Source organism: Microbacterium umsixpiens (genome assembly GCF_053543675.1).
Genome location: NZ_JBLVOH010000246.1, coordinates 1 through 7,076 on the forward strand (window position 1 = coordinate 1; position 7,076 = coordinate 7,076).

8 protein-coding genes and 1 tRNA gene are annotated in these 7,076 nt (G+C 67.3%); 6 read left to right on the top strand and 3 right to left on the bottom strand.

Annotated elements, in window-relative coordinates:
* Positions 1-76: 76 nt before the first annotated feature.
* Together ACNPM4_RS20525 and ACNPM4_RS20530 are read left to right on the top strand one after the other, a co-directional pair.
* A complete protein-coding gene (locus tag ACNPM4_RS20525; protein WP_448986999.1) occupies positions 77-889 on the top strand; it encodes an alpha/beta fold hydrolase in 813 nt (270 codons plus the stop codon).
* On the top strand, positions 883-1,539 hold the full coding sequence (locus tag ACNPM4_RS20530; protein ID WP_448987000.1) for an esterase/lipase family protein: 657 nt from the start codon (positions 883-885) through the stop codon (positions 1,537-1,539). The genes ACNPM4_RS20525 and ACNPM4_RS20530 overlap by 7 nt, the downstream gene beginning before the upstream one ends.
* A 5-nt stretch (positions 1,540-1,544) precedes the next feature.
* Here the strand turns inward: ACNPM4_RS20530 and ACNPM4_RS20535 are convergent, their stop codons facing one another.
* Together ACNPM4_RS20535 and ACNPM4_RS20540 are read right to left on the bottom strand one after the other, a co-directional pair.
* Entirely contained in the window at positions 1,545-2,021 is a 477-nt protein-coding gene (locus tag ACNPM4_RS20535; RefSeq protein WP_029263376.1) for a hypothetical protein, read from the bottom strand.
* A gap of 94 nt (positions 2,022-2,115) precedes the next feature.
* A tRNA-Leu gene (locus ACNPM4_RS20540) sits at positions 2,116-2,198 on the bottom strand.
* 99 nt (positions 2,199-2,297) lie between these two features.
* Here ACNPM4_RS20540 and ACNPM4_RS20545 point away from each other — a divergent pair.
* Together ACNPM4_RS20545 and ACNPM4_RS20550 are read left to right on the top strand one after the other, a co-directional pair.
* Positions 2,298-2,918, top strand: coding sequence for an ANTAR domain-containing response regulator (locus ACNPM4_RS20545; RefSeq protein WP_017830602.1), 621 nt, complete (start codon positions 2,298-2,300; stop codon positions 2,916-2,918).
* 2 nt (positions 2,919-2,920) lie between these two features.
* Positions 2,921-3,496, top strand: coding sequence for a GNAT family N-acetyltransferase (locus ACNPM4_RS20550; protein ID WP_029273872.1), 576 nt, complete (start codon positions 2,921-2,923; stop codon positions 3,494-3,496).
* Here ACNPM4_RS20550 and ACNPM4_RS20555 read toward each other — a convergent pair.
* Positions 3,471-3,899, bottom strand: a complete 429-nt coding sequence (locus ACNPM4_RS20555; protein WP_105709938.1) for a hotdog fold thioesterase — start codon at positions 3,897-3,899, stop codon at positions 3,471-3,473. The two genes, ACNPM4_RS20550 and ACNPM4_RS20555, sit on opposite strands and share 26 nt — an antisense overlap.
* A 45-nt stretch (positions 3,900-3,944) precedes the next feature.
* Between ACNPM4_RS20555 and polA the strand changes: the two genes are divergently transcribed.
* The gene (gene polA / locus ACNPM4_RS20560) at positions 3,945-6,578 is read left to right on the top strand and encodes a DNA polymerase I (RefSeq protein WP_448987001.1); all 2,634 of its coding nucleotides are present in this window, start codon (positions 3,945-3,947) and stop codon (positions 6,576-6,578) included.
* 41 nt (positions 6,579-6,619) lie between these two features.
* Positions 6,620-7,076, top strand: a 457-nt coding sequence (locus ACNPM4_RS20565) for a DUF885 family protein (protein ID WP_448987002.1), incomplete at its 3' end; no start/stop codon positions are given.

Here is a 7,076-nt window from a genome sequence, read left to right on the forward strand (position 1 = left end):
CTCGCCCCCTCTGTCGTGCACCGGAGCGCCAGTCAAGCCCGTGCTGCGTTTCCGCGCGTTGCGGTAGCTTCACAACATGTGCCCTTCCCGTCGTCGCATCGTCACCGACGGGATGACTTTCGGGCTCTGGGACAGCCCGCGGCCGCCGGGTGCGGAATCGCCCACCATCGCGCTCGTGCACGGCATCGGGATGTCGCATCGCTACCTGTCGCGGTTGCATGACGTTCTTGCTGATCTCACGCGTGTGGTGTCCGTGGACCTGCCGGGATTCGCGGGGCTGCCCAGGCCCTCCGGGAATCCCGATGTGGTGCGGATGGGACGAGCACTCGCGGAAGTGATCGCCGCCCTGGGGGAGGATCGCATCATCGTCGTCGGTCACTCCATGGGCGTGCAGTGGGCGGCCGAGGCCGCTCTGCACCGCCCGGACCGCGTGCAGGCCGTCGTCGCGATCGGTCCTGTCGTCGATCAGAGCCATCGCAGCCTCGTGTCTCAGACCAGGGCGCTCGCGATCGACACGCTCGGGGAGACTCTGCCCAGCAACCTGATCGTGTTCTCCGACTATCTCCGCTGCGGCATCCGGTGGTACCTGAAGCAGGCGCGGCACATGATCGAGCACCCGACCGAGCAGCGGTACGCCGAGCTGACGCGGCCCATCCTGGTGATCAGGGGAGGCGATGACCCGGTGGCTGGGCGCGAATGGTGTCGGCGGCTTCGCGACTCCGCGCGCACTGCACGGCTCGTGGAGGTGCCCGGGCGCCACCACGTCGTGCAGCACTCCGCGCCTCGTGCCGTTGCCGCCGCCATCGTGGCGAACACGGACGGGCCGTGGCCGCCGAGCGTGCGACCGGCCGCTTCCCAGAGACGGAGGAGTGCGTCATCGGCGTGCTGAGGAACGCGGGCTGGTGGCTGGCCGACTACGCGTACGCGGGCTACTGGCAGCTGCGCGCGACGTTCAACCGCACCGACGCCGCGAACTTCGCATCGGGGAGCGCCGCGCACATCGTCGTCCTGCCCGGAGTGTACGAGACCTGGAAGTTCATGCAACCCCTCGTGGAGCAGATGCACGCGCGCGGCCACGCCGTCCACATCGTCGACACGCTTCGTCGGAACGAGCGTCCGGTCGCCGACATCGCGGCGGCTGTCGCGGAGTTCCTGGAGCGCCAAGGGCTCACCGACGTGATCCTGGTCGCACACAGCAAGGGAGGGCTCGCCGGCAAGCTCGTCATGACCGGCCCGGCGGGGGAGCGGGTGCGCTCGATGCTCGCGATCGCTACGCCGTTCGGCGGCTCGCGCTACGCCCGTCTGATGCTGTCGCGCACCCTGCGCGCCTTCTCGCCGGAAGACCCATCGATCGTGGACATCGCCCGGCAGCTCACGGTCAATGAACGGATCGTGTCGATCTATGCGGCGTTCGATCCCCACATACCGGAGGGGAGCGAGCTGGCCGGGGCCAAGAACGTCCGACTCGAGACCGGAGGACACTTCCGGATCCTTGCGCATCCTCGAGTCCTGGCCGAACTGGCCGTGCTGGCCGAGTAGTCGCTTCAGCGCGAGGTGAAAGAAAGGAACGCGGCGATCAGGCCCGCGAGAACCAGGATGCCGATCGCGACACCGTGGACGACCCGACCGGCGACGAGCATCGGGAGGTCACGTCCGTCGTAGGACGCGGGATTGAACATCAAGCGCCGTGCACCGTGGCTCCAGCGGATGCGGAAACCGATGCCGCGGAGCGCCTGCGATGGGGCGGCGAAGGTCTGGCCACGCGCTTCGCGCGATGCCTTCCACGTCGCCTGTACCGCGTACCAGGCGATGACGAAGAACGGCATCACCAGGGATGCTGCCCACGCGATGAGCGCGACGCCGATCAGGAGTCCCGCCCCCGAACCGAGCGAGCGGTACAGGAACACGCCGAGGGCGGCGAGCCCCACTGCCGCGGGAACGAGCAGCAGACCCCAGCCCCAGCCGGGATGGAGTTCGACCGGCTGAGGGCGAGTGATCACTTCGTCTTCGGGCCAGGTCATCGCAGTCCCCTCCGGTCATCGCGTCCGCAGGCCCGGGACACGAGGTCGATCTGAGGCTGTGCGAGTGATTCAGCGGTCTCGACCGCGATTCGTGTGCCGGCGGTGGGACTCGAACCCACACGCCCTTTCGGACAAAGCATTTTGAGTGCTCCGCGTCTGCCATTCCGCCACGCCGGCTCGTGTGTCGCGTCTACGACTTTAGCGCAGGGTCGGGGCGCGATCCTCCGCCGCGAGCACCTACAGCCCGCGCACGGACCTCTCCACTAGGATGGTTCTGTGACAGAGCAAGAAGAGCAGGCCGAGCAGCCCACGTCATCCGCCCCGCGACGCGTCGTCGTCGCCGAGGATGAGTCGCTGATCCGCCTCGACATCGTCGAGATCCTCCGCGACAACGGCTTCGATGTCGTCGGTGAAGCCGGTGACGGCGAGACCGCGGTCGCGCTCGCGACCGAGCTGCGCCCCGACCTCGTCATCATGGACGTGAAGATGCCTCAGCTCGACGGCATCAGCGCCGCTGAAAAGCTCCACAAGGGCAACATCGCGCCGGTAGTCCTCCTCACGGCGTTCAGCCAGAAGGAGCTCGTCGAGCGGGCCAGCGAAGCAGGCGCACTCGCCTACGTCGTGAAGCCGTTCACGCCGAACGACCTGCTGCCCGCGATCGAGATCGCCCTCGCCCGCCACGAGCAGATCATCACGCTCGAGGCCGAGGTCGCCGACATGGTCGAGCGCTTCGAGACCCGCAAGCTCGTCGACCGCGCCAAGGGCCTGCTCAACGAGAAGATGGGCCTGAGCGAGCCTGAGGCGTTCCGCTGGATCCAGAAGGCGTCCATGGACCGTCGTCTGACCATGCAGGACGTCGCCAAGGCGATCATCGAGCAGCTCGCCCCCAAGAAGTAGCGGTGAGCGCCGGAGTCCTCCGGCTCGATGGCGAGCACATCCTGCGGCCCGTCCGTATCGGTGACGGTGCAGCGCTCTCGAGGGCGTATCTGTCGAACCGGGAGCACCTCGCACCGTGGGAGCCGACTCGTGGCGAGTCCTTCTTCACGATCGACTCCCAGGAGCGCCACGCTCAGGAGTGCGTCACCGACGCCGCGTCCGGCCGTAGCATCCGTTTCGTGATCGAGTCGGACGACGGTGAGATCCGTGGACGGATGAACATCAACAACATCGTCCGTGGCGCGTTCTGGAGCGCCGACCTCGGCTATTGGGTCGACGCCGCGAGGCAGCACCGCGGACTCGCGACCCGCGCGGTGTCACAGATCCTGGAGTACTCGCGCATGGAGCTGCGCCTCCACCGGATGCAGGCCGCGACACTGCTGCACAACATCGGATCCCAGCGTGTGCTGCTCGGAAACGGTTTCGAGCGCATCGGACTGGCTCCGAAGTACCTCCGCATCGCGGGGGAGTGGCAGGATCACGTACTGTTCCAGCGACTGCTGGAGGAGCCGCTCAGCGCTCGGCGGGAACGTCCTTGATCATGTTGGTGATGCGGATCGTCGAGCAGCGCCGACCCTGATCGTCGGTCACCACGATCTCGTGCACGGTGATGCTCCGGCCCAGGTGCACGGGCGTGCACACGCCGGTCACGACTCCGGAAGTGGCCGAGCGCGTGTGGGTGGCGTTGATGTCGACGCCGACCGCGAGCCGCCCGACGCCGGCGTGGAGGTTCGCGGCCATCGAGCCGAGCGATTCTCCGAGCACCACGTACGCGCCGCCGTGCATGAGCCCGACCGGCTGCGTGTTGCCCTCGACGGGCATCGTCGCCACGCAGCGTTCGACGCTGAACTCGACGAACTCCATGCCCATCTTCTCGGCCAGAGCACCCATCCCACGGGCCGTGGCCCAGTCGAGTCCCTCGCTCGTCGCGACGTCGCTCATGCATCCTCCTCAGCGGGTGTCTGTCGTCCTCGTTAGGCTGACAGGGTGACGGACTCCGCAAAGCCTACCCTCATGGTCGTCGACGGCCATTCGCTCGCCTATCGTGCCTTCTTCGCCCTTCCGGTCGAGAACTTCACGACCAAGGACAACCAGCACACGAACGGCATCTACGGCTTCCTGTCGATGCTGGTGAACCTCATCAAAGCCGAGCAGCCGACGCATCTGGCCATCGCCTTCGACACCTCGCGTCACTCGTTCCGCACCGACGAGTACCCCGAATACAAGGCCACACGCTCCGAGTCGCCGCAGGAGTTCAAGGGACAGATCCCGCTCCTGCAGGACTGCCTCGCCGCCATGTCGATCCCGGTTCTGACGAAAGATGGGATCGAGGCCGACGACATACTCGCGACGCTCGCGTCCCAGGGCGCGGAACAGGGCTACGACGTGCTGGTCGTCTCGGGCGACCGCGACACCATCCAGCTCGTCAACGACGATGTCACGCTGCTCTACCCCTCGGTGCAGGGCGTCTCCCAGCTCAAGCGGTATGACCCGACGACCGTCCAGGAGCGTTACGGGGTCCGGCCCGAGCAGTACCCCGACATCGCGGCACTGGTCGGCGAGACCAGCGACAACCTTCCCGGTGTGCCGAAGGTCGGCGAGAAGACTGCGGTCAAGTGGCTCACGCAGTTCGGCTCGCTCGACGAGCTGATCGCACGGGCCGATGAGATCAAGGGCGTGGTCGGCGGCAACCTCCGCGATCACATCGAAGACGTGCGTCGCAATCGCAAGCTCAACCGTCTGCTCACCGACGTCGAGCTTCCGGTCGGACCTGCTGATCTCGAGGTCGCCCCGATCGACGCACAGGCGGTGCGCGACATCTTCGCGCGTCTGGAGTTCCGCACCCTCCTGCCGCGGGTGTTCGAGGCCGTCGGCGCCGGCGAAGTCGCCGATGATCCTGCCTCCGTCGTCGTCCTCCCTGTGCCGGTCGACGTCGCGCCCGCCGATCTCGCGGCCTGGGCCGCAGCGCAGGACGGCGATGTCTCCCTCCGCGTCACCACCCAGGGCGGCGCCCCGGTGCGCATCGGTGCGGCCACGCTGACCGATCTGCGCGAGGCCGACTGGACGGACACCGCTGCCGAAGCCCTGCGCGAGTGGATCGAATCCGACGCGCCGAAGGTGCTCCACGATGCGAAGCCGCAGGTCAAGGCGCTGATCCGTCAGGGCCTCCGCCTCCGCGGCCTTTCGTACGACACGAGTCTCGCCGGCTGGCTGCTGCGCCCCAGTTTCCCGGACAAGACCCTCGCCGACCTGGTCGAGCGATACCTGGGCGAGAAGCTGCCCGAAGCAGACCCATCCCAGCTCGTGCCCGAGACCGAGGGTGCGACGCCCTCGCAGGAGGCCTGGTTCGCCCTGCGCGTCGCCGATGCGCTGCGGGAAGACATCCCGGAGTCGGTCGGCACGGTCCTTGTCGACATCGAGCTGCCGACGCTGCTCACCCTCGCCGACATGGAGGTCGCCGGCGTGGCGGTCTCCCACGAAGTGCTCTCGACCTTCTCCGGCGAGCTCGCCACGCGCGCCGAGGGGCTCGCGCAGGAGGCGTTCTCCGTCGTCGGGCGCGAGTTCAATCTCGGCTCACCCAAGCAGCTGCAGGAGGTCCTGTTCGAAGACCTCCAGCTCCCGAAGACCCGCAAGACGAAGACGGGTTATTCGACGGATGCCGCCGTGCTCGCAGACCTGCAGGAGAGCCATCCGCACCCTTTTCTGAGCCTGCTGCTGCAGCACCGCGAAGCGACCAAGCTGCGTCAGATCATCGAATCGCTCGACACGGCGATCGGCGATGACCACCGCGTCCATACCACCTACGTGCAGACCGGAAGTCAGACCGGGCGGCTCTCCAGTACCGACCCCAACCTGCAGAACATCCCGGTGCGCACGGAGGAATCCCGCCGCATCCGCAGCGCGTTCGAGGTCGGAGAGGGCTACGAGGCTCTCCTCACCGCCGACTACTCGCAGATCGAGATGCGCATCATGGCGCACCTCTCGGGCGACGAGGGGCTGATCGAGGCCTTCAACAGCGGGGAAGACCTGCACCGTTTCGTGGGCGCACGGGTGTTCGGCGTCGATCCGAGCGATGTGACGCCCGCCATGCGCACCAAGGTCAAGGCGATGTCGTACGGCTTGGTCTACGGACTCTCGGCGTTCGGGCTGTCCAAGCAACTGCGCATCGAGCAGTCCGAGGCCAAGCAGCTCATGGTCGAGTACTTCGCCCGTTTCGGAGCAGTGCGCGACTATCTGCGTGCGTCGGTCATGAAGGCCAAGGAAGTCGGCTACACCGAGACGATCTTCGGTCGTCGCCGTCCGTTCCCCGACCTCGCGAGCCCGAACCGGGTGCTGCGGGAGAACGCCGAGCGTGCGGCGCTCAACGCGCCGATCCAGGGCAGCGCGGCCGACATCATGAAGATCGCGCTGCTGCACATCCACGACGATCTGCGGTCCGAACAGCTCTCCTCGCGGGTGCTGCTGCAGATCCACGATGAGCTCGTGGTCGAGGTCGCTCCGGGGGAGTGGGATGCCACCGAGCGCATCGTCCGCGCGCGCATGGGAGATGCGGCCGAGCTGACCGTGCCGCTCGACGTGCAGGTCGGCCGTGGTCGCGACTGGAACGAAGCCGCGCACTGACCTCCGGCGGTGGAAGGGGGGCGGGGATTAGGCTGGCAGTTATGACTTCAGCTCCTCGCACCCCCTCCGCCATCGACGCCGTCGCCGATGAATGGGTCGACAAGATCGCGGTTCTGGCGCCCACTCTCGGCACCTACATCGGCCGCGACGAGGTGAACGATCGTTTCGGCGATCTGAGCCCGGCCGGCCATGAGGAGATCGCCGCGGCGACCCGATCGACCCTCGACAAGCTGTCTGCTCTCACGCCCGTCGACGCGATCGACGAGGTCACCAAGACCGATCTCAGCGCGGAGCTCCGCCTGGACCTCGAGCTTCACGACGCCAAGTGGCATCTGCGCGACCTCAACGTCATCGCCTCCGCGGCGCAGGACGTGCGCTCGGTGTTCGACCTGATGCCGACGTCGACAGTCGAGGACTGGGACGTCGTCGCGACGCGTCTGGCCGCCGTCCCCGGCGCTCTCCGCGGCTACGTCGAGACGCTTCGCACCGGCATCGCCG

Coding starts and splice junctions, on each gene's coding strand:
- ACNPM4_RS20555 (WP_105709938.1), bottom strand. CDS start 3,899: ATGAGCGACGTCGCGACGAGCGAGGGACTCGACTGGGCCACGGCCCGT.
- ACNPM4_RS20525 (WP_448986999.1), top strand. CDS start 77: ATGTGCCCTTCCCGTCGTCGCATCGTCACCGACGGGATGACTTTCGGG.
- ACNPM4_RS20535 (WP_029263376.1), bottom strand. CDS start 2,021: ATGACCTGGCCCGAAGACGAAGTGATCACTCGCCCTCAGCCGGTCGAA.